We start from the raw sequence: 21,527 nt of genomic DNA, 5'->3' as shown, positions 1-21,527 counted from the left end.
GATATAAAAATACTACCATGGGTGCCACAAAAACAGAACACTTTACCGCGCAGCAAAATCGGATTGCGACGATTTGTAAGGCCCTTGGACACCCTGCAAGGATTGCTATCATTGAATATCTACTGAAGGTAAACCGCTGTATCTGCGGCGATATCGTAAACGAGTTGCCATTGGCTCAACCAACCATTTCGCAGCACCTGAAAGAACTTAAGAATGCAGGATTGATTAAAGGAAATATCGAGGGCAATGCTATCTGCTATTGCATCGATGATAAAACGTTTGATATCCTGAACGATTATTTCTCCAACATCATTACTACGGTGACCAACCAAAAATGCTGTTAATGCATTTTTTTTGGAAACACCCATCGCAATATTACGATAGACATTATGGCTTTTAAAAACAAACTATTTATACATGAAATTATCAGAAATAAAATCTTTGTTGCCAACATTAGCTAACGTTAATTTCCAGCTGGAAGACGGGACATTTGTTCCCGAACATTTTCACGTTACCGAAATCGGGATGGTTTCCAAACATTTCATTGATTGTGGCGGGACAATCAGGAATGAAAACGTCGTGAGCTTCCAATTATGGGACGCCGATGATCATGACCATCGCTTAAAACCCATAAAATTGCTCAACATTATCAAGCTTTCAGAAGATAAATTGGGTATCGATGATAGGGAAATCGAAGTAGAATACCAAAGCAATACCATTGGCAAGTATGGTCTGGATTTTGACGGAACAAATTTCGTACTGAAAAACAAAGCGACCGCCTGCCTGGCACAGCACGCATGCGGAATACCGCCAGCGGCACAAAGATCCTGCTGCACAACCGACAACACGAACTGTTAAACTCAAATCCAGTCAGGTATGTATCCGCAATTGTCTCAAACCATTGAAAAACTCCAACAGCAAACCATTAGCCCGGAGCGCAAAGCTATTTTACAACCGCTCATTAATTTCATTCAGCAAAAGGTAAGCGCACGAAAAAATGCAGACATCAATTTCATCTGTACACACAATTCGCGCAGAAGTCATTTGGCGCAGGTGTGGGCACAAACTGCAGCGCACTACTTTAATATCCCGGAGGTATACTGCTACTCGGGTGGCACGGAAGCTACGGCTTTGTTTCCTAAAATAGTTGAAACACTCGTTGAAGCTGGTTTTCGTATTTCGGTGATTGCCTCAACCGACAACCCCGTTTACGGCATAAAATACAGCGAAAACACATTACCCGTCATCGGTTTTTCAAAACGCTATGATGATTCGTTCAACCCCACTTCAGCGTTTGCAGCCGTCATGACCTGTTCACAGGCTGATAGTGGTTGTCCATTTATTGCCGGCGCCGGGCAACGAATTGCCATTACTTTTGAAGACCCGAAAGTTGCGGACGACACGATGGAGCAAGCACAGGTTTATGCGCAAAGGAGTTTGCAGATAGCCGCCGAGATGTTCTATATCTTTTCCATGATTGAAAAATAACCATGCAGCCGAAACTACGATTCCTTGACCGCTACCTGACATTTTGGATTTTTCTTGCCATGCTCATAGGCGTGCTGGTGGGCTATTTATTCCCCGGCCTTGCCAATATTACCCACTCGCTTGCTGTTGGTGCCACCAACATACCGCTTGCTACCGGGTTGATTTTGATGATGTATCCACCATTGGCCAAAGTAGATTATTCACTGCTGCCCAAAGCCCTCCAAGACAAACGGGTGATGTCCATTTCGCTGGTTCTGAACTGGGTAATCGGCCCTGTCTTGATGTTTGTATTGGCCGTCGTTTTCCTGAGAAACGATCCGGATTACATGGTTGGACTCATTTTAATCGGTTTGGCAAGATGTATCGCCATGGTTATTGTTTGGAATGATTTGGCAAAAGGCAACCGGGAATACGCTGCGTTGCTGGTTGCATTAAACAGCATCTTCCAGGTAATATCATACAGCTTCTATGCTTGGCTTTTCATCAATGTACTTCCGCAGAAACTGGGGCTGGGCAATTTCAATATATCAATCCCCATGCGGGATGTTGCCGAAAGCGTCATGATTTACCTGGGAATACCATTTTTAGCCGGATTCCTGACTCGTTACGGGTTGGTGAAAGCGAAGGGAAAGGATTGGTACAATAGGAAGTTCATTCCTGTAATATCGCCGATCATGCTGTATGCCCTGCTTTTCACCATCATACTGATGTTCAGTTTGAAAGGCGACCAGATTTTAGCGTTGCCATTGGATGTACTACGGGTGGCGCTACCGTTGATTATTTATTTTGTCCTGATGTTTTTCATCAGTTTCTTTATCAATAAATCGCTGAACATACCATATGACAAAAATGCCGCGGTATCTTTCACCGCCACTGGCAATAACTTTGAGTTGGCGATAGCCGTCGCAATCGCAGTTTTTGGCATCCATTCACCGCAGGCATTTGTCGGCGTAATCGGTCCATTGGTCGAGGTACCCGTTTTAATGCTTTTGGTGAAGGCAAGCCTCAGATTAAAGAAAAGTAAGCCACCCCATTCAACGTGACATTCAAACGAGGTGGTTTGATTAAAGACCTAGTCGTTATCGCTTGTGCTCAAACACCACCTGGCCGTCTTTTGTCAGCTGCAGCTCGCCATGATGTTCGGTATAGGCGTAGAACGACTACAGGAAACTGCCCACGTCTTTCCGCGAACGGGGAGCCAAGCTATCAATTTCTTCAAGAACTTCCCGTGCCGCCGGCTTTCTCGGTACCGCGTCATATTGGGATGTTCCCCAGGGATGGCCGCGGGCAAGCCGTTTCAACCTGGGAGACACTCCTTTCCACACTCCCCATTCCGTAATGGTCTCCGCCATGTACTGCGGGACAGGAGAGCACATACCTGCAAAAACGGCGGAGCAGTGGCGAATAAGTTAACCGGTTCAGTACCCCGACACCCCGCCGCATGTAACCGTGTGGTTCGAAATTCCGTAAACCTCCGTATTGGTTCGCTCTCTTTATATAGTTTGTGGAAACTCATCCTTCCAATGTGTGTATTGCCAGTCATCAGCCTCCTCTTCGGTAAGCAAGCACTTTTCCAGATCGCGCAGGTGCCTGTCTTTGTCGAGGTTCTGCCCGATAAAGACCAGCTCCGTCTTCCGGTCGGCCCATTGCGGGTGCCAACGGTCCTCAATGGATTGACGATGTTCGATATAGTCTGCATAGCGATACCGCTCGACTTCGGGTATACTGCACCACCACGATCCGGCACTTTCGATGCGGAGGCTGCCGCCGGCCTGGCTGAAACCGATGGCCATATTGGGTCGCGAAGCGATCCAGAACAGTCCTTTCGCCCGTATCATTCCGCTGGGATCCACGTAGCTGAATGTCTGCGCTACGGGGATTGGTTCGGAAATTCCCGTATTTTCGATCAGCAGGTAGTCGAACCGGTTTTCCTTTGCCAGCCGTTCAACCTCCACCATGAGGTCTTCCCGCAGGGTACAGCAAATGCAGCCGTTGCTCATTTCCGCCAGCTTCTCATCCGTGCGCGAAAGCGTATGCTCCCGTTCGACCAACTGCGCGTCGATATTCACTTCGCTCATATCATTGACGATAACCGCCACCTTGAGGTTTTCCTTGTTGTGCAATACATGGTTCAATAATGTCGTCTTCCCCGCTCCGAGGAACCCGCTTAATACAGTTACAGGTACTAATAAATACTGCGGTGGCAGCACATTCACGATCCAACTACGTTATTCATTGATTCGGTTAGGTGGAGCATTCTTTTCATGGCCAACTTTGTACCATTGTTTAATCATAAAATGTTAAAAAAGATGGATACAAAAAAAGTATGGTTCGTTACCGGGGCTTCGAAAGGGTTGGGACTTGCCCTGGTCAAAAAATTATTGCAGGACGGCTACCGTGTAGCGGCAACGACACGGAATGCACAGCCTTTAAAGGACGAAATCGGGGAAGGGTCAGACGTGTTTCTTCCACTGGAGGTAAACTTAACCGACAACAACGATGTACAACGTGCTATTGAAAAAAGCATCGCACACTTCGGCAAAATTGATGTCGTGGTCAACAATGCGGGCTACGGACAAATAGGCACGTTAGAAGAGCTGACGGACGAAGAAGCCAGGGAAAATTTTGATATCAATGTTTTCGGTGCGCTGAATGTTATCCGGAATGCAATGCCTTATCTCAGGAGTCAGAAATCGGGTCATATCTTTAACATCGCATCGGCAGGCGGCTTATTCGGAGGTTTTGCGGGCTGGGGGATTTATTGCGCCACAAAATTTGCCATGGCGGGCTTTACGGAAGCATTGGCCGCGGAAGCTGAAGCGCTTGGCATAAACGTCACTGTCGTCTATCCCGGGTATTTCCGGACCGATTTTCTGGCCAAAGGCTCGGTAAGAACGCCCAAACAAACCATTCCGGACTATGAAGCTGCCCGGCAATCCGAACAGGCACACCTGGGCAGCATCAACGGCAACCAGCCAAACGACCCCGAGAAAGCGGCAGATGTACTGATGGCCATCAGCAATGAAGACAAACCGCCTGTTCACTTGTTATTGGGTAACGATGCGTACGACATCCTGAAAAACAAGATTGACATCATCACCAAAGACGTAGAACAATGGAAAAGCTACACGTTATCCACCGCATTTTAATCGGGATTGTCTTATGGGGAAATACAGGCTGTTCGTCAAAAGCGCAACAAATGGAACATCCGGAAACCAAAGCGGCAGCGGAAATAGTAGCCGTCCGGTTTGAAAAATGGAAAAAAGGCGAAGCCGACTTTTTCGGACTGTTGGCCGATGATGTGGTTTGGACAGTCAGCGGCAAATCACCCGTTTCGGGTACTTATCACGGGAAAACCGATTTTTTGGAACGTGCCGTTAATCCAATCATCGGCAGACTCAAAACACCACTGAAGCCCGAATTGATTAGCCTTACGGCCGACAGTTTTTTTGTGTGGCTTCACTTCAGCGCAAGAGCGACCACAAAAACGGATGAAATTTATGAAAACACCTATATTTGGAAAATGCAGTTGACAGACAACAAGATAACGAACTGCATTGCGTTTCTGGACACGTACGAATTAACAGATTTGATGAATAATAAAGAAAAAACGATGAACCAAACCATAGCGGAAACTAAAGAGTACATCGGAATGTGGGTAACTAAGGACGGCTATATCCGCCACGAGCTATTGCCCAACAACCGATACGACGAAGCACGGGGCAATCGCAAAAGTGCCTATCAGGGTAGTTACAAGGTAACAGGAAATCATATTGATTACAAAGACGATACGGGATTTTCCGCAGACGGTGAGTTTAAAGACGGCGTGCTGTATCATGCCGGAATGATCTTGTATAAAGAAAAGTAATCAGGTAAATTAGCACTTATGGAAAAGGCATTCCGCTTTAACTCAATCGCTGAATTTCATGCTTTCTGCAATTTGCCCAAGCCTGAGCATCCGTTGATCAGCTTGATAGACTACAGCATGGTCTCCTATCCTGTTGAAGAACATGAGCTGAAATGGATTCAGCACTTCTATGCCATTGGCTTAAAGCGGAATGTCAATGCCAAATTCAACTACGGACAGCAGCAATACGATTTCGACTCGGGCGTGCTCACGTTTGTCTCCCCGCTCCAGTTCTTGAAACTGGAAATCAACCAGGAAGCCAAAGCGGAACCAACGGGCTGGCTGCTGCTGGTCCATCCCGATTTTTTATGGAATACACCATTAGCCAAAAAGATAAAATCGTACGATTTCTTCCAGTACGCCGTAAACGAAGCGCTGTTCCTTTCTGACAAAGAGGAGCGGGTTATCGTAGATATACTGCAGCGAATCGAGCAGGAATATCAATCCAACCTGGATAAATTCAGCCAGGACCTTATTATTGCCCAGATAGAATTGTTGCTCATTTATTCGGAGCGCTTCTATGAACGCCAGTTTATTACGCGCAGGAAATCCAACCATGAATTATTGGAACGATTTGAAAACGTGCTTTCCAACTATTTCAAAAGCGGTCAATTGCTTGAAAACGGCACGCCAACCGTGACGGCTATTGCCGAACAGCTCAATATTTCGCCCAATTATTTAGGCAGCCTTTTACGGATACATACCCAGCAAAGCACGCAACAGCATATTCAGCACAAATTGATTGAATATGCCAAAGAACAATTGAGTACGACAAATTTGTCCATAAGTGAGATTGCTTACGAGTTGGGGTTTGAACACCCGCAGTCGTTTAGTAAACTGTTCAAAAGCAAAACCAACTTAACGCCTTTGGCGTTCAGGCAGTCGTTCAACTGATAAAAAAAACGATTAACCGGGCGGCCTCCTACACGTGGTGCCTTGCCATGGTATCCTTTCCCGATTTCAATTCCGGTATCCGGCACACACCAGGCAAGTATCAGCCAGGTAAAACACGGGTAGCACACACTTGCATGACACCGTCTAAAGGTGGTTTATACGTGGCTAATACCTGACTAATACGTGGCTAACAGGCGGGACATCGGTCAATCTCTGACGTCTTTTTTGAGCACCTTTCCCTCGGCATTCAGAAATACAGTGGCATCATCGTCATCGGACGTTATATCAATCGTGTAAAACACGCCTTCCACGGCATCTTGCACAAATAGATAGTTGTCCACTTCGTAACCTGCTCCGACATACCGGCTCACCGCAGCTGCTACCTTGGCGGGCAACTTACTTTCCGGCACTGGTTTTGAAGTGCTCAGCCATTCACCCGCCATGCTTATTTCCATGACGGAACCGTCGGAGAGGACAGCGATATATTTGCCCCGCTGCTTATCAGCAATCCATTTGTTAATTTTGTTGCCGGTAGCCTTGCCTTCTGCTATGGTTTTTACCTGAGCAGGGATATTTTCCTGTGCCTCTGCATTGTTCGTGGTTAGGGCTGCTATGATCAGCAGGCCCCTTATCATCAACTTCATCATTTTTATACGGTGTTTTACTGATGACAAAGCTACAGCGAATGTTTTGTACATACGACCGTGCCGCTACGGAGCTCGCATTCTACGTATTACTACGGTAATGTGTCCGCCACAGCTATCCCATATAGGGATAGGCTGGGCCAATTAAAGACGGTAAACCAATTAAAAAATATCGAAATTTGTTCGTATCTTTGTGACTTCCGTTCAATTAACCGTATTCAACGGGAAGCTGGTGTTGTTATGCATTCAACACTTTTAAAAAGAATAATTTGCAATTTTCATCTTTCAATCTTTCTGAACCGATATTAACGGCTTTGGAAAAAGCGGGATACCATACACCCACGCCCATACAGGCGCAGGCCATCCCCATCATCATGCGAAAACGCGATGTCCTGGCATGTGCGCAGACCGGAACGGGCAAAACCGCTTCGTTTGCGCTGCCGCTCATCCAATTATTGCTGGATCACCGCATGCACAGGGCGGCGGGCCCACAGGTACTGATTCTGGCGCCCACCCGGGAGCTGGCAATACAAATCGGTGAGAATATCGACGGATATGCAGCGCTGACCCCGGTTAAGCATGCTGTTATATTCGGCGGCGTATCAATCAATAACCAGATCAGCATGCTCCGGAAACATCCAGAAATCCTTGTCGCCACGCCAGGGCGATTACTGGATCTATTGAACCAACGTGCTGTCTCCTTATCGTCTATTGCTTACCTGGTACTTGACGAGGCCGACCGGATGCTCGATATGGGCTTTATCAAAGACATCAAGAAAATTATTGGACTGATTCCTACCACCCGGCAAACGTTGTTGTTTTCGGCCACCATGCCGAAAAACATCGAGGATTTCGCCCAATCTATCCTTACCAACCCGGAGCGGATCACCGTCAACCCGGTATCTTCTACGGCAGAGAAAATCGACCAACTGGTTTTCCCGGTGGCAAAAGCAGACAAAATCGGGCTGTTGGCACACCTTATCAAGCAGGAGAAAACAGGCTATATCCTCGTATTTTCACGGACAAAGCACGGCGCGGACAAAATTGCCAGGAAGTTAAACCAAACGGGAATCACGGCTGAAGCTATCCATGGCAATAAATCTCAGCAGGCGCGGCAAAAAGCGCTGAGCCGCTTCAAGACGGGCGCCATCAAGGTGTTGGTAGCCACGGACATTGCCGCCCGTGGCATCGATGTAGACAACCTGCACTTGGTGATCAACTACGACCTGCCGAATGAGCCGGAGACCTACGTACACCGCATCGGCCGGACCGGCAGAGCCGGAGCCAGCGGCAGGGCGTGGTCTTTTTGCGATGTAGATGAGCGGGAATACCTTTGGCAGATCCAACGGCTTATCAATAAAGAAATCGACAGGAAAGATGATCACCCTTTCCCTGCCGACGGCATGCTGTCTTACATACAGCCAAAGCCCCAACGGCAAGTGGCCTCGGCCACCAGCGCCCCGAAAAAACGGAAGAAAAAGCGAAAAAACAAACCAGCTGTCTCCGCAGCGTAAAACACCAACTTCTTTAATTATTAATTAGCATAAATGGCAAAATCCCAAGAAACATTCAACAAAAAAGAACGAGCAAAAAAGAAACTTCAAAAAAGAAAAGAGAAAGAACTGCGCAGGGACGAAAAACGGCATGACCCCTCAAGCAAAGGCAAGAGCCTTGATGACATGATTGCGTATGTGGATGAAAACGGCAACATTTCTTCCACACCACCGGACCCCAAAAAGGTCAAGAAAATAGCCGTGGAAGATATCGTCATCGACACGCCAAAGGAAGCTCCGGTCGATCCGGATGCGCTGCCCACCGGGATCATCACGTATTTTGACGCGGCAAAGGGATATGGGTTTATCACAAACCAACAGTCACAAGAACGTATTTTCGTGCATGTGAAAAGCCTGGCTGAGCCAGGCGTCACCTTAGCCACCGGAGATAAAGTGGAATATACTGCAACAAAAGGTCCGCGCGGCCTACAGGCCGAATCGGTCCGAAAGATCTAGCTCCTGCCCAGACGATAGATATGCCGGAGATGGGAGGCAAACGCGTGTCCCATCGTCCGGTGTTCCAAATAGACAACACCGAATTCTTCACATGTCGCTTTTACCAGCTTGTTAATAGCTGGGTAATGCACGTGGCTAATGCGTGGGAAGAGGTGATGCTCCACCTGGAAATTCAGCCCGCCAAGTAGCCAGGATACTATCCGGCTGCCTGTTGCAAAATTGGCTGTTGTACTCAGTTGGTGAACCATCCATTCCTGTTCGATTTTTCCCGAATCCCCGTCGGCCACCGGAAATTGGGTAGACTCCACGACGTGGGCCAGTTGGAATACCACGGCCAGGCAAAACCCACAGGAAACGCCAACGATCAACCAGCCCAGTAAGGCTGACCAGCCGACCATGAAGATCGGTATCACAAGGTATACCCCGGCATAACACAGCTTTGTACCCCAGAAGATGAGGTGTTCGCGAAGCGGCATCGATTTCCTATCAGCTTTAATGCCCATTTTGCCGGAAAAATACTTTTCAAAGTCCTGAAACAATACCCAAGCGATATACGATATCCCATAGAGTACAAACCAATAGGCAAACTGAAAGCGATGGAACCATCTTCTGGGCTGATCCGCATGCATACGCATAAACTTGATGTCGATGTCGTGATCAAGGCCATCCACGTTGGTATAGGTATGGTGGCTGATATTGTGCTTTTGTTTCCAAAAATAGATTGTGCCGCCGAGCATGTTTAATGTATAGGCAGAAACATTATTGAGCCAGGCTTTCTTCGAAAAGCTCTGGTGCCCGCCTTCATGCATGATATTGAAACCGACTGTTGCAAAGGTCACCCCCAGGAGGACACAAAGCACACAAGAAACCCAAATCGGCATGGTGAGAAAAAGTAGCGCCAAATACAGCGCCACGGCTATTGACACCAACAAAATACTTTTGATATATAGTTTTCGGTTTCCCGTACTGGATAGGCCGTGAGTCTTGAAATAATCGTGCACCCGCGTGCGAAGCGTGCTGGCAAACGGTTTGTTTGTGCTGTTGAAACTGATTTTAGACATGTGAATGTGATATAATAAATAATTACCGAAGATACAGGTTTGATCTTGGGTAATGGCATCGTGGAAGAAGGTTTAACGATTTTTAACAAAGGGCACGGGCATCTGCCCAACCCGATACAAATAAAAACCATCCGGCGTAAATTACCGGATGGCTTTATACAATATCTGAAAAATGGATTAGATCAATTTGACATTTACTGCATTTAGGCCTTTCTGGCCTTGTGCGACTTCAAATGAAACATCGTCATTCTCGCGGATACGGTCTTTCAACCCTGATGAGTGAACAAAAATCTCACGTCCACCGTCATTGGGGGTGATGAAACCGAAACCCTTGGTTTCATTGAAAAATTTTACTACGCCTTCTTGCATGGCATTTTGAATAAAAAATGAATAAAACTATTAATTGCGATAAAGATAAAAATAAAATATTGAAAATCAGCCATTTTTTATCATTATTTTTCCAAACGCACATTTTCCGCGGAAATACCTCGTTCCTGCAAACAACTAAAGAAACATACCAAAAGACAAGCAAAATTCATTAGTTTTGCATGCAGACCAGCTAATTAAATTAATACATTGGTATCTTCGAAAGCACACCCGGATAACGGCGAAAACCTACCCAACTTCATTGCCCGGTTTGAAAAAGCCCTGCATGAAGCATTTTATAAAGAGGCTGACATCAATCAGCTTAGCTTACAGCGCGGATTGCCTCCGGCCGTCTGGAAGCGCATCATGGATGAGGTCCCCCTTGCTGTAGCCATACCAGAAGCCTACGGAGGGCGGGGTGCTATTGTGAAGGAATGCCTTGCTTTATTGGCATCGGCCTCGTATGAGTCGCTGCCATTATCACTTACCTTCGGCATCAACATTGCCCTGTTTTTGGAGCCTGTCGCAAAGTATGCCGCAGCTGACGTGAAAGCACCTATTTTCGATGCGTTTTTAAAACACCAGCGCATGGGCGGGTTGATGATCACCGAACCCGATTATGGAAGCGATGCGCTCAATATGCGCACGGCCTATACGCCGCATGAATCGGGTTATCATATCAAAGGCACCAAACATTGGCAGGGCCTTACCGGACAAGCCGATTTTTGGCTGGTTACTGCCCGCAAACAATTGGCAAACGGCGAGTTGGCGCGCGATATCGATTTCTTCATCAGCGACAACAACCAGCCTGCCCAACACATCAACGTAGAAAAGCTGTTTAACAACCTCGGGCTGTATATGATTCCCTATGGACTGAATAACATAGACATTGAAGTACCGGCCAACCAGCGGCTACAACCCGAAAGCACCGGCTTAAAAATGATGCTTGACATCCTGCACCGTAGCCGGATGCAATTTCCCGGCATGGGGATGGGCTTTATCAAGCGGATGCTGGATGAGGCGGTAAGCCATTGCAGCCAGCGCATGGTGGGCAGCGGTAACCTATTGGCACTGGACTCCGTACAATTTCAGCTCTCGCGTATTCAATCTGCATATACCATCTGCTCGGCCATGTGCGCCCGGAGCAGTGCAATCAGTGGTATACAATATAATCTGTCATCCGAGGGTATGGAAGCCAATACCATGAAAGCGCTGGTAACCGACCTGATGCAGGAGGCTGCCCAATTATGCTTACAGGTGTCGGGAGCCAATGGCTATAAAATCAGCCACATTGCCGGCCGCGGCATCGTAGACAGCAGGCCCTTTCAGATTTTTGAAGGATCCAACGAAATGCTGTATACACAGATCGCTGATATCCTGCTCAAGAAAATGAAAAAAGCGAAAGTAGACAATCTGTTCCAATACCTGTCTGCTGGCGAGCTCACCAAACAAGCTGCGCCCCATTTCAAGAAATCGCTTGATTTCTCGCCGGGGGAAGTACTGACGCAGCGTAAGCTGGTCGATCTGGGCAAAATTATCAGTCGCACAACAGCTGCGGGTTATGTGCTATCCCTAGCGGATAAAGGGTTCCGCAGCGATTTGGTGGAGGGATGCCTGGAAAACCTAAGCATGGACATTGCCCATTTGGTATCCAATTTTTACCTCGATAGCCGGGCGCAAGTAATCAATGACTATACTTCGGCTAGCGACTGGAAGGCATTTGTTTAAGCCTATGATCTCCCAAAAAAAACCACCCGTCACCTCATCAAGGTATACGGGCGGCACTAAGTTGATTATTAACTAAATCGGTTATTGCGCTATCGGCGGTTCAGCGAGCCGATAGGTACTTTGTTGTGTAAACGTCCTTCCAAACATATCTGTGGCGCGCACTTCAATACGATGTTCACCTACAGGCAAATTGGTCGGGATATTCGCCCGCCAAAGGTGGGTGCTATTCACCGCATTGGACGGCCGGCGCCCGGGCATCAACTCCTCCGTCGTATCCCAACGGTATAGCAACCGTACAAAATCGGGGTCCGGTGCTTCGACGTAGTTCATGGGCTTCCAATCGCCGTTGCCGACACGGTACTCCACCTTGTTGCCTTCGTGTCCCATGAAGAAGTTGGCAAATATGCCCGACGAGGTGCTACGCCCCTGTGCAACCACTTTCGGATGGAAGAGCTTAATCTGGAACTCGTTCGGCTCGTTTGCAACCTTATAATCAATGACATATTGATTGCCACTGATGCGAAGAAAAGCATACCCCTTGGGTGTACCGTCGCGCATGGTCGATACCGGCACGCCACGTTCATCGAGCTCGCCGGAATACCAATCACCCGAGGTCGTACCTGCATTATATTCGTGGTGTGGCTTGTCTTGGCGCCAGCCTGCCTCGCGGCCATAAAAATTCTGGCGCTGCAAATGCGTATGGGCCGACATGGACAACGTATAGGGGTAGTCTTTCAATAAATCGAACAGCCGTTGGCGATCCGCATCACGGAATGCATCTTCATTGTTGTGCAACAGTGGAATATGGAAGGCCAGCACAATCAGTTTATCCGTACTTACATGCTTTAAGTTGTTTTCCACAAAATCCAGTTGGTCTTTGCGAAAGCCGCCCCAGTAGCCACTGCCATCGCGCGGGTCTGGATACAGGATGTCGTCGAGTACAATGAAATGCGCGTTGCCATAATTAAACGCGTAGTTGGCCGGGCCGAAACTCGCTTCATAAGTCTCATCGGCCAACGAATCGGCAGGAGCATCGTAATCCATGTCATGATTGCCCATCAGGTTATACCAGGGAACGCCAATCTGCGCCACGGTGTTCCGGTACGCTTCGTGCATCGACAAGTTGTCGCCAACCAGATCGCCCAAGCTCAGCCCAAAGGCAACATTTGGTATAGCCTTCACTTCGGCTACCACACCCCTATTGAAGTTTTCCATATCCTCATCCGTATAAGGTTGTGGATCACCGAAAATCAAAGCGGTAAAATCGTTAGGCTCCTCCCGCTTCGTCAACGGGAAATCAACAGCTTTCGGCAGTGCTCCGGTAGCCGCTACGCCACCGTATTTCAATGCCGGCGAACCATTCGGTTTATGGATATAATAAAATTGAGGAAGGTTGTTTTCATCTACGGGCACGGCGTATCCCGACGGTTTAATTACAAAAATGATGTTATCAGCCCCTACGGGCAGCTCATAACGCCCGCTTTCATCGGTTTTCGTCACCTGCACGCCATTACTTACCGAAACGCCCGAAATACCTTGCTCGCGGCGATCGCGCCGGCCATTACCGTTTGCATCGTCATAGACATACCCCGTTACGACCGATTGGCCGTATAACAGGATACCGCAAAACAGCGAAAGAAAAGTTAGAATTAGTTTTTTCAACATGGAATCACTTTTAGTTTCTGGCAGACAAAGAAACGGCCTAATCGCCAATTAAACATTAATCTTATGCTACCTTATTGTTAAGTTACACCCCATAGCTACGCAGCGATCTGTTCGCGTGTCTAATTTACAGATGCCCGGCTCGCCCCCGCGGTGACAGCCGAATGAAAAGGCACCACAAACCGTTCGAACAATGTAGCTTCCGGCTTTTCCAGGGAGATGGCTTCCTGGGCAAGCGTATAGTATTCGCCCACCAACTGTAGGCCCTCTTCCAGCTTTTTGACACTGATTTTGAGAAAACCGTAGCGGTCATCACAGTAATTTTCCAGCCTCACCTGATGGATGGCTGGATGGCCGTCTTCCACGCGTACATCACCCAAAGGGGCAATCGGATGCAAATCGGCATAACCACCAGCGCCAGCCACGATATAAGGCAGTACGCTGCCGTCTTCATAAGACTTGGTAAACCGCTGATAGTTGTGCACATGCCCACTGAAAACGATATCAGGCCTCACGCCGGCCAACTTGAATGCATGTTCAAGAAACGCAATCATCGCCGGGCTGGACCCGTGGTTGGTATCCGCAGAATAAGGAGCATGATGCAGACAGACGATGACAGCCTTATCCGGGCGCAGGCTATTTGAATAACGAAGTTCTTCCACAAACCAATCCTGTTGCTCGGCGGTAATAGCACCGTGCTTCATGACATTGGCATAGAGCCCGATGAAATGAGCGAGCGGCGTTTCCAAAGCCCAATACACATTGGGCTGTACCATGCTTAGCCGCTTACTGCCATTCCCAAATATGACCTTGCGTGGATAGGTATCGCAAAACACATCCATAAACGCGTCCAAGCTCTGGTAAAGGAGGTCGCTGCCCGGATTGACATCGCCATCATGATTGCCCGCAATGGCAAATATCGGCCCAGGATAGTCTTCATAAGGTACGAAAAACTGCTTCGCATACTCGCGGGCCTCGCCATGATTGTACACGATATCCCCCAAGTGAAACAAAAATGCCGGCCGCTCGCAGGCTGGCCCATCGTTATGAGCCTGTTGTGTCATTGCCGAAGCAATTAACGATTGAAACGCCGAGTGCCGCACGCTACCCGTGTCGCCAATCATGTGAAAACTCATGCCTTCCGCCAACCGTTCGTCTCTACTACGCAGTACGTCACGTATGTTTAACCGATAAGGGTATACGCCCGTCGGATGGGGCAACGGCCTGAATAGATGGGAGTCATCCGGCACATGCCGCAAAAAAACAGGTCCTGTCCGTCGTACATTTGCCATATCACAAAGTTAACATGATATTACAAAGTTAACACGGGTATATTAAACCCGTGTTAACGAACGACTAAACATCTATGTCTTTGCGCGCGGTTATTGATACCCGGTATTCTGATCCAGGTTCGGATTGAGCGTGCGTTCGCTCGTGGGTACCGGGTACAGGCGCATATTAGGATTGCTGTCCGTTTTATATCCCCAGCTATCTTCAAATCTACCGAAGCGAATCAAGTCATTCCGGCGCCAGCCCTCCCACGCCAGTTCCCGTGCGCGTTCATCCAGCAGTTCGCCAAGAGATACACTTTCCACCAGCGGCGCGTGCGCCCGTTCACGGATTTTATTGACCAGTAGCGCAGGCGTTTGCAATTCGCCATTGACAGCTGTGGCAGCCGCCCCGCGGAGGATAGCTTCTGCTTTCATCAGGTATACGTCTGCCAACCGGAATACCGGCATGTCGTTGTTTTGATAGCGCGTGCTCGGATTCGCATTCTTATCGGGATAGTATTTGATGGAACGTACACCCCGCGCTTGTCCCAGCACATCATTTCCGATATCCATGGTTGCCGGAAACCGCAACGGCATTTCGGGCGTAAATTCGAGATGCCATTCGATAGGTGCCGTGCCATCGGCACCTTCATAGGTCTCATCGAGCCCCTTCTTTGTGGTGCTGATGGTGATTGGCGTGCCGTCCCAGTTGTATTGCTTACCAGCCAACCACGTATCGTTGCGCACATCGCCCTCCAGATTAAACAGCGCATAATAGTCGGCAATGGTGCTTAGCGCAATGCTTGGCCTGAAAGGCAGCTCATATTTTTCCTGAATGGCTGTGTGCAGGCCGTAGCGATTGAAGTGATTTCCTTCCGCTACGTTGGCGTCGTAAGGCACCGCAAGGATTGTTTCCTGGATTTGCGCCCCATTGTCAGGGGCAAAGATGCTCATGTAATCGGCATCAAGACTATACCGCCCTTCAGCAAGGATGTGATCACCCATTTCTACCGATTCGACGTAACGTGGCGTACCGGTGTAATACTCCGCATTCAGATACAGTTTTTGTAGCAATGCATAAGCCGCAAACTTGGTGGGACGCCCATAGGTCAATTGCCCCACCGTGGTTGACAGGTCGGGCAAGGCCGCCTTCAATTCTTCCTCGATGTAAGCAAACACCTCCACACGTGGCGCGGTTGCCGGTGCATCGGTTTCGCCAAACGCCCGGATGATGGGAATGTTGCCGAAGAGGTCCATCATAAAAAAGTAGAAGAGAGCTTTCATCGTCCGTACTTCAGCCACGGTCATCGCCTTGGTTTCGGATTCAGGGGCCGACTCAAACAAGTTGAGTATCCGGTTGCAGGTATTGATACCGCCGAACCCCCACTCCCAGACATCCTTCACAATGATGTGGTCCGGATTCCATGTATGGTAGTGCAATGTCCGGAAGCGACCGCCATCGTCGTAGTTGCCCCCTCTCGCGGGGATGATGGCTGCATCGGTCGAATGTTCCTGCAATCGCCAGTAATCCACGGCGTACCGCGAGCGAAGCTGCGTATATATGGGGCCGGTGGCTGCCACAAACGATTCGGGCGTGGTGGGGAAATTGCCGGGTGTGTATTCCGATTCGATAGGCACATCCAAATCGGTGCAGGAAGCTGCGCCCATCAAGAGCAGTGCAGCGCATATTTTCATCGATTTCTTCATCGTATTATCTCCTTAGTTATCTATTAAAAAATCACATTCAAGCCAAAAATGAACGAGCGCGTTTTGGGGTAGTAATTTCCGTTGTCAATACCGGGGGTAAGCCCGCCCATGTTGATTTCCGGATCGATACCCCGGTAATCGGTGATAACAAACAGGTTGTTACCGGATGTATAGAGCCGCAACGTGGACGCGTTTTTCAGCTTAAACGTATACCCCAATGTCGCATTGTCCAGCCGGAGGTATGAGCCGCTTTCGATATACCGATCAGACAGCAGGTAGGCATTGTTGTCATTGGCCGCTTCGTCTAAGGTAAAGACCGGTATGTTCGAAAACGTCGCTTCACCGGGGCTATTCAGATCGGCCAGCGTAGCGTTCATGATTTTATTGCCCGACACGCCCCGCAGGAAAAAGTTGAAGTCGAAATTTTTATACCGGAAGGTGTTGTTCCATCCGTAGATAAATTTCGGCTGCGCATTGCCTGCAAAAGCGAAATCGTCTGATGTCGGTGCCGTGGTCGGATTGCCTTCCCGGTCGTAGATCAATGTTACGCCTTCTTCATTTTTGCCCGCATATCGCCAGGTATAAAACGTGCCGATGGGATAGCCTTCCTGTACAATCTGCGACGAGTTGCCCGACTGGCCTTTGCCGCCGAGGTAAGCGGTGTAGATTAACGGCAGTTCGAAGTTGTCATTCGATAGCGATATCAGCTCGTTCGTATTGTGGGAAAAATTCAGGGAAGTCCTCCACGTGAAATTGCTATTGCGCAATGGCGCTGCGTTGAGCAGCACTTCCACACCGGTATTTTTCACTTCCCCGGCATTGGCGGTCAATTGGTTGACGAAATATTGCGTGGTGGATACCGGGTACGTCCATATCAAATCAGATGTCCGCTTGTCATACCAGTCTATTGAACCGGACACCAAGCCGTTAAACAAGCCGAAATCCACGCCAATATTCAACATGCCGGTCCGTTCCCACTTCAGGTCGGGGTTGGCATTCTGGAATGGCCCAATGGCATTGATGAAACTACCGTCATAATAAAATCGCTGTGCCGAGCCGTACAGCAGCGTGGCGGTGAATGCATCAAATCCCTGTGAGTTGCCCGATACACCGTAGCCGGCCCGCAGTTTCAACAGGTCTACCGCCGTTGCATCCCCCATAAACCCTTCATTGTGCAGCAACCATCCCGCTGACACCGCCGGGAAGTAGCCCCAGCGATTGTTTGTGCCGAAAGCGGAAGATCCGTCTCTGCGGATAGACGCCTGCAAGAGGTATTTATTATGAAGGGAATAGTTTGCCCGCCCATAAAATGAGATAATTCGCTGCGTTTGTATCCGCATATTGCCATAATCTACCGGAACGCCCGCCGGTGGATCACCCAGCCCGGGATTGTTGTACCCGAGGTCATCGCTCACAAACCCTTGATTGGACGTCTGGAAGCCGTCGCCGAACTTATCTTCCTGCCACGAATATCCGGCCAAGAGCTTCACCTCGTGTGCACCAAACAAGCGGTCATAATTCAGGTACGTCTCCAGTATCCGCTTGGTGTTGTTTACCGTATTGCGTACTGCCCTTCCGTTGGCATTCTGATACAATCCGGACAGGCTGTTGTAATAAATGTTGTTACTTACCTGCTCGTCCTGCGCCGAGATATTCAGTGTGTATTTCAATCCATCAAAGATATCCACTTCAGCTTGCCCGCTGGCCAGCAGGGTCTTCACCTTGCCATCAAAGCTATTGTTGTCAATAAGCGATACGGGGTTCAGGTAGTTACGCGTACGCGACCAGTCTTCCGAGTAGGTACCATCGGGCTTTTTCACCGCCACCGTGGGCAGGTATTTGAGCATATTGGAGTAGACCAGATCATGCACATCCTCGGTGTTGGTGATGCTGTTTACCAGTGAAAAATTTAGCTTCAGGCGGTCGTCAAACTGCCGGTGCTGGATATTCGTACGGAGGTTGAACCGCTCCAGGGATGTACCCCGGATAATGCCTTCGTTACTGAGGTAGTTGATGCTCGCACCGTAAGCCGTCTTGGCAGCAGTGCCCATGAACGACAGGTTATGGTTGTGCGAAACGCCCGTACGGCTCACCTCCTTCTGCCAATCGGTATCACTGCCATCGTCATCGCTGGCAGCCAGCGACCTTCCGTTCGCTTCGAGGTATTGGCGCAACTGCGGCCCGCTCAACATTTCGATGGCATTCGACACCTGCTCAGCAGCGGTATACGCACTATAAGACAGGCGGGTTTGCCCCATCGCAGCCTTTCTGGTCGTAATCATGATCACCCCGTTTGCCGCACGCGCGCCGTAAATTGCGGTAGAGGATGCATCCTTCAACACATCGATACTGACAATGTCATCCGGAGCAACCAGATCAATGGAAGCCCCCGGCACACCGTCAATCACGTAAAACGGCTCCTGGGCACCATCGCGCAAGGTAGACGGCCCGCGCAGGATAATCGCTCCACGATTGTTCGGGTCGCCACTCTTGGTGATATTTAATCCGGCAACCTTACCCTGCAAAAGTTGTCCAGGCGAGCTGAACACCCCGGTGTTGAAATCGTCCTCATTCACGGATTGTACGGCGCCGACCAGGTTTTCTCGCTTGGTATTGCCATAGCCGACCACGACAATCTGGTCCAACTCGGTGGTACCCTCCTGTAGTTTTATAGCCAAGGAGATACGTTCGCCCCGGACGACACGATAGCCTTCGAGCCGTTGCGTCTCATACCCCAACGAGGAGACGACAAAAGCATACGGACCGCCCTCTGGGAGTTGTTCGAATTGAAACAGCCCCTGTTTATCCGTTGATGTCTGGCGATCGATGTTTGCTGCCTCATTGACCACCCTTACCGTTGCTCCAGCGATCGGTTCGCCCGTAGCGTCCTGCACAATGCCATTGACCATCGCTGCTTGCTGTGCAATGCCCCAATGGCTTGCCATTGACAGGATAAGCAGCATAAAAAATTGTCTCATCCTGCATTTTTGTTTTTGTTTTTGCATACGAATCGTTGTTTATAATGATAAAATTGACCATACTCTTCCCCGTACGCCCCAACTGAGGCGTTTGTCATCCTTGCTACCGGATAGCTTATTGAATAATTATGCGATAATGCTGTTCGTCTGTCCGTTCGAGTTTAAGGTGGTTGAGTGCACATATGATTTGCAACACCTGCTCCAACCGTTCCTGTTGTATATCTACCGTACCTGTGTAAGACACTTTGCCCAAGGCCTGCCGATCGAAATCAATATGGGCATCGTACTCCTTGGCAAGACGCGTTATCACATTGTCCAGTGCCATGTTATGAATAGCCAGCACCGTCCCATTGCGCGTGATCGACGGACGCGTATTATTGTTCTTTGGTCTGCTCACCGCAGGCTTCGAGATGCCGTGTCGCAGGTCGAAGGCACCACGGGCACCCGGTGTCGACAAATACTGTTCCTCATGATGCTCATCGGTGTGCCAAAGCTTCACCTTTCCGCTGTGCAGCCACACTTGCACCCGGCCATCCACTGCCGAAGCATCCACGGTAAACGATGTACCCAATGCCGTCGTAGCAAAGCCGCCCACCAAAACCGTGAAAGGCCGCGCGGTATCACGGGCTACATCAAACCGGGCTTTCCCCCGTAGCTGGATATCGCGCCGATCTGCATCAAACGGTTCCTTGAAGCGTATATTGGCTCCTTTGTGCAACGACACCTTGGATCGATCGGCCAACACAACATGCATCACGGTGGCCGTATCATTGGATACGGTTTTCCAAGCGGGGATTACCGGCAATTCCATGGCCGCCAAGCGTTGTTGTTCGCGTATTGCCCATCGATGTGCCTGTATTTTCCAGAAAAGTGAGAGGCCGCCCACGACCAGCAGCATACTCGCGACGGCATACCAGCCCGGAAGATAAAACTGAAAAACTTTACCGCGCTGTTGGGATATCCCCTGTTTTACCGCATTGGCTATCCGTACGCGTGTCGCTTCGGGCAAGCGGTCCACTTGCTGAAATGATTCCCAATCATCTTCTCCCAGCAAATGGTCGCCAAGCGGCTGCTTTTCGTCCAGCAGTGTACGCAGCAGTTTTTTCCGCTTATCGGCCGGATGCCTGCTCAGGTTATCCTGTTGTTCTTCACCGTTCATACCGATAATACGGCTGTCGAGGCCTTATCCCCTACCGGTTAATAATTAGTTAACACAGGTGTCAAAGCAAGAAGGTCAACAACGATTCTTTGAGGTGGCGCAAGGCCTTGGCAATGTGGTTTTCGACAGTCTTAGGGGATATGGAAAACAAGTCAGCAATCTCTTTATGGGTGAGTCCCTGTTCGCGGCTGAGGTTGAAAATTGTTTGCTGCATATACGGCAATGAGGCAATGGCTTGCTGGATGTGACGCAGCAAGTCTTTATTTTCTATCGCGTCGATAAGGCTATCGGTAAACGGAGTATGTGCTGATTCCTGGGCGTATTTCAACCGGGCCTGCTCCTTACGGAGCTCATCAATAAGTACCGACTTGGCGATCTGAAACAACTGGGATGCCAGTGGAATGGCCGGATCCAGTTTGCTTCGCCGTTGCCACAGGCGGATGAAAGTCAGTTGCACCACTTCCTCGGCCACGAAATCCGAACCAATCTGTTTCTGGATATAGTAATAAAGGCGCTCGTGGTATTGTTGAAATACCTTCTCGAAGACCTGCTCGTCTCCCTGAACGATAGCCAAAGTCGCTTCCATGCAACTGCAAAAATTTAGAACAGCTATTTGGTTAACGCGAAGTTGATGTTATGAAATTGTTATATAG

Annotated in this window: 21 protein-coding genes; 10 read left to right on the top strand and 11 right to left on the bottom strand. The window is 49.1% G+C overall.

What is annotated here, in order from left to right:
- The first annotated feature begins 17 nt into the window (after positions 1 to 17).
- The 4 genes from JHJ32_RS21290 (at position 18) to arsB (ending at position 2,531) form a co-directional block, all read left to right on the top strand.
- Positions 18 to 344, top strand: coding sequence for a helix-turn-helix transcriptional regulator (locus tag JHJ32_RS21290; RefSeq protein WP_079715120.1), 327 nt, complete (start codon positions 18 to 20; stop codon positions 342 to 344).
- Positions 345 to 417: 73 nt separating this feature from the next.
- The gene (locus JHJ32_RS21285) at positions 418 to 858 is read left to right on the top strand and encodes a DUF6428 family protein (protein ID WP_200122465.1); all 441 of its coding nucleotides are present in this window, start codon (positions 418 to 420) and stop codon (positions 856 to 858) included.
- Positions 859 to 876: 18 nt separating this feature from the next.
- Positions 877 to 1,488, top strand: coding sequence for a low molecular weight phosphatase family protein (locus JHJ32_RS21280; protein WP_200122463.1), 612 nt, complete (start codon positions 877 to 879; stop codon positions 1,486 to 1,488).
- 2 nt (positions 1,489 to 1,490) lie between these two features.
- On the top strand, positions 1,491 to 2,531 hold the full coding sequence (arsB, locus tag JHJ32_RS21275; RefSeq protein WP_200122461.1) for an ACR3 family arsenite efflux transporter: 1,041 nt from the start codon (positions 1,491 to 1,493) through the stop codon (positions 2,529 to 2,531).
- A 117-nt stretch (positions 2,532 to 2,648) separates the two neighbouring features.
- Here the strand turns inward: arsB and yidD are convergent, their stop codons facing one another.
- Positions 2,649 to 2,864 (bottom strand): membrane protein insertion efficiency factor YidD, encoded by a 216-nt coding sequence (gene yidD / locus JHJ32_RS21270; protein ID WP_079715113.1) that lies wholly within the window; start codon positions 2,862 to 2,864, stop codon positions 2,649 to 2,651.
- A gap of 117 nt (positions 2,865 to 2,981) precedes the next feature.
- Complete coding sequence (locus tag JHJ32_RS21265; RefSeq protein ID WP_370584558.1) at positions 2,982 to 3,704, bottom strand: GTP-binding protein; 723 nt, start codon at positions 3,702 to 3,704, stop codon at positions 2,982 to 2,984.
- 93 nt (positions 3,705 to 3,797) lie between these two features.
- Here JHJ32_RS21265 and JHJ32_RS21260 point away from each other — a divergent pair, with 93 nt between their 5' ends.
- The 3 genes from JHJ32_RS21260 to JHJ32_RS21250 are packed head-to-tail and all read left to right on the top strand — an operon-like array spanning position 3,798 to position 6,289.
- Positions 3,798 to 4,637, top strand: a complete 840-nt coding sequence (locus tag JHJ32_RS21260) for an oxidoreductase (RefSeq protein ID WP_200122459.1) — start codon at positions 3,798 to 3,800, stop codon at positions 4,635 to 4,637.
- A complete protein-coding gene (locus JHJ32_RS22945; RefSeq protein ID WP_233632790.1) occupies positions 4,604 to 5,356 on the top strand; it encodes an Atu4866 domain-containing protein in 753 nt (250 codons plus the stop codon). The genes JHJ32_RS21260 and JHJ32_RS22945 overlap by 34 nt, the downstream gene beginning before the upstream one ends.
- An 18-nt stretch (positions 5,357 to 5,374) precedes the next feature.
- The gene (locus tag JHJ32_RS21250) at positions 5,375 to 6,289 is read left to right on the top strand and encodes an AraC family transcriptional regulator (RefSeq protein WP_200122452.1); all 915 of its coding nucleotides are present in this window, start codon (positions 5,375 to 5,377) and stop codon (positions 6,287 to 6,289) included.
- 206 nt (positions 6,290 to 6,495) lie between these two features.
- Here the strand turns inward: JHJ32_RS21250 and JHJ32_RS21245 are convergent, their stop codons facing one another.
- Entirely contained in the window at positions 6,496 to 6,936 is a 441-nt protein-coding gene (locus JHJ32_RS21245; RefSeq protein ID WP_200122450.1) for a PepSY-like domain-containing protein, read from the bottom strand.
- Between the two features lie 266 nt (positions 6,937 to 7,202).
- On the opposite strand from JHJ32_RS21245, the gene JHJ32_RS21240 reads away from it, so the two are divergent.
- Both JHJ32_RS21240 and JHJ32_RS21235 read left to right on the top strand, forming a co-directional pair.
- Positions 7,203 to 8,447, top strand: a complete 1,245-nt coding sequence (locus tag JHJ32_RS21240; protein WP_233632789.1) for a DEAD/DEAH box helicase — start codon at positions 7,203 to 7,205, stop codon at positions 8,445 to 8,447.
- Between the two features lie 33 nt (positions 8,448 to 8,480).
- The gene (locus tag JHJ32_RS21235) at positions 8,481 to 8,942 is read left to right on the top strand and encodes a cold-shock protein (RefSeq protein ID WP_200122448.1); all 462 of its coding nucleotides are present in this window, start codon (positions 8,481 to 8,483) and stop codon (positions 8,940 to 8,942) included.
- Here JHJ32_RS21235 and JHJ32_RS21230 read toward each other — a convergent pair.
- Both JHJ32_RS21230 and JHJ32_RS21225 read right to left on the bottom strand, forming a co-directional pair.
- Positions 8,939 to 10,003, bottom strand: coding sequence for an acyl-CoA desaturase (locus JHJ32_RS21230; protein ID WP_079715107.1), 1,065 nt, complete (start codon positions 10,001 to 10,003; stop codon positions 8,939 to 8,941). The two genes, JHJ32_RS21235 and JHJ32_RS21230, sit on opposite strands and share 4 nt — an antisense overlap.
- 177 nt (positions 10,004 to 10,180) lie before the next feature.
- Positions 10,181 to 10,372 (bottom strand): cold-shock protein, encoded by a 192-nt coding sequence (locus JHJ32_RS21225; protein WP_079715105.1) that lies wholly within the window; start codon positions 10,370 to 10,372, stop codon positions 10,181 to 10,183.
- Positions 10,373 to 10,579: 207 nt separating this feature from the next.
- Between JHJ32_RS21225 and JHJ32_RS21220 the strand changes: the two genes are divergently transcribed.
- On the top strand, positions 10,580 to 12,097 hold the full coding sequence (locus JHJ32_RS21220; RefSeq protein WP_200122446.1) for an acyl-CoA dehydrogenase family protein: 1,518 nt from the start codon (positions 10,580 to 10,582) through the stop codon (positions 12,095 to 12,097).
- 81 nt (positions 12,098 to 12,178) lie between these two features.
- On the opposite strand, the gene JHJ32_RS21215 is transcribed toward JHJ32_RS21220, so the two are convergent.
- From JHJ32_RS21215 to JHJ32_RS21190, 6 genes are all read right to left on the bottom strand, one after another.
- Positions 12,179 to 13,762, bottom strand: a complete 1,584-nt coding sequence (locus JHJ32_RS21215) for a calcineurin-like phosphoesterase family protein (RefSeq protein ID WP_079715102.1) — start codon at positions 13,760 to 13,762, stop codon at positions 12,179 to 12,181.
- Positions 13,763 to 13,881: 119 nt separating this feature from the next.
- Positions 13,882 to 15,051 (bottom strand): metallophosphoesterase, encoded by a 1,170-nt coding sequence (locus tag JHJ32_RS21210; RefSeq protein ID WP_200122444.1) that lies wholly within the window; start codon positions 15,049 to 15,051, stop codon positions 13,882 to 13,884.
- 90 nt (positions 15,052 to 15,141) lie between these two features.
- Positions 15,142 to 16,737, bottom strand: coding sequence for a RagB/SusD family nutrient uptake outer membrane protein (locus JHJ32_RS21205; RefSeq protein WP_079715099.1), 1,596 nt, complete (start codon positions 16,735 to 16,737; stop codon positions 15,142 to 15,144).
- Between the two features lie 23 nt (positions 16,738 to 16,760).
- A complete protein-coding gene (locus tag JHJ32_RS21200) occupies positions 16,761 to 19,715 on the bottom strand; it encodes a SusC/RagA family TonB-linked outer membrane protein (RefSeq protein ID WP_200122442.1) in 2,955 nt (984 codons plus the stop codon).
- A 115-nt stretch (positions 19,716 to 19,830) separates the two neighbouring features.
- The gene (locus tag JHJ32_RS21195; RefSeq protein WP_200122434.1) at positions 19,831 to 20,874 is read right to left on the bottom strand and encodes a FecR family protein; all 1,044 of its coding nucleotides are present in this window, start codon (positions 20,872 to 20,874) and stop codon (positions 19,831 to 19,833) included.
- 61 nt (positions 20,875 to 20,935) lie between these two features.
- Positions 20,936 to 21,460 carry an RNA polymerase sigma-70 factor gene (locus JHJ32_RS21190; protein WP_079715096.1) on the bottom strand — a complete coding sequence of 175 codons (525 nt, stop codon included), beginning with the start codon at positions 21,458 to 21,460 and terminating at the stop codon, positions 20,936 to 20,938.
- Between the last annotated feature and the right edge of the window lie 67 nt (positions 21,461 to 21,527).

This window comes from Parapedobacter sp. ISTM3 (assembly GCF_016533505.1).
Classification (GTDB): Bacteria; Bacteroidota; Bacteroidia; order Sphingobacteriales; family Sphingobacteriaceae; genus Parapedobacter; species Parapedobacter luteus.
Note: the sequence above shows the minus strand (reverse complement) of the source record. Positions and strands in the feature narration are given on the sequence as shown.